At 72.6% G+C, this 1,050-nt stretch carries 1 pseudogene; it reads left to right on the forward strand.

Features of this window, described 5'->3' with window-relative positions:
• The first annotated feature begins 415 nt into the window (after nt 1-415).
• Nucleotides 416-1,040, forward strand: a pseudogene (locus tag CCN33_RS24915) (TetR/AcrR family transcriptional regulator).
• Nucleotides 1,041-1,050 lie beyond the last annotated feature (10 nt).

Here is a 1,050-nt window from a genome sequence, read left to right on the forward strand (position 1 = left end):
GTCACCGCGTCTGAGCTGCCGTTTCAGTTTCCGCTGAAGACGCAGGGCGGTGTACATGCCGACGTAGCCACCGCCGACGACCAGAATGCGCGCGCGTTCCTTCACCATCCCATGACGCACCCGGCGCTGTTGTTTGTCCACAGCCTGGGCCATGTGTGTGACCGGCGGCCGGATGTGCGGGGGTACGGAATCCGGACATAAATGGCTCGTACTCCGATCGAGGGGCGCACTGTGCGGAACCTACCCCTTCTGAATTGACTCCCGCTCAACTATGTTGCTGTGTCGACGGGGTGCGGGAGGGTCTTCGAGGGGGTCGCCGGGTGCGGGCCCGCTCAGGACCGGCGCCAGTTTTCCGCGCTTTCGGAAATCAGTGGCGGGGAGTCTCCGGGGGGAGACGTCATTACCGGGGGAAGACATGCATGTTCAGGACACGCACTGGTCAGCGGCGCCCCTCGCGTCGGCCGGACGGACCGGCGGCGGGCGCGCGGCGCCGCTGCGGGTGGACGCGCAGCGCAATCTGGAGCACGTGCTGAGGGCCGCGCGTGAGGTGTTCGGCGAGCTGGGGTACGGCGCGCCGATGGAGGACGTGGCGCGGCGGGCGCGGGTCGGTGTGGGCACGGTGTACCGGCGGTTCCCCAGCAAGGACGTGCTGGTGCGGCGGATCGCCGAGGAGGAGACCGCGCGGCTGACCGAGCAGGCCCGGACCGCGCTGGGCCAGGAGGACGAGCCGTGGTCGGCGCTCTCCCGCTTCCTGCGCACCTCGGTGGCGTCCGGCGCCGGGCGGCTGCTGCCGCCACAGGTGCTGCGGGTGGGGGGACGGCGGCGGCGAGCCGGGGACGGCGGCGCTGCTGGACGTGGTCGGGCGGCTCGTGGAGCGCGCCCGGGCGGCCGGGGAGCTGCGGGCCGACGTGTCCGTGTCCGACGTGCTCCTGGTGATCGCCACGGCGGCGCCCTCGCTGCCGGACGCGGCGCAGCAGGCGGCCGCCTCCGCGCGGCTGCTGGACATCCTGCTGGAGGGACTGCGGTCCCGGCCCGCGTAGCGGTGCGCCG

The sequence above is a fragment of the Streptomyces recifensis genome (assembly GCF_002154615.1).
Classification (GTDB): Bacteria; Actinomycetota; Actinomycetes; order Streptomycetales; family Streptomycetaceae; genus Streptomyces; species Streptomyces griseoluteus.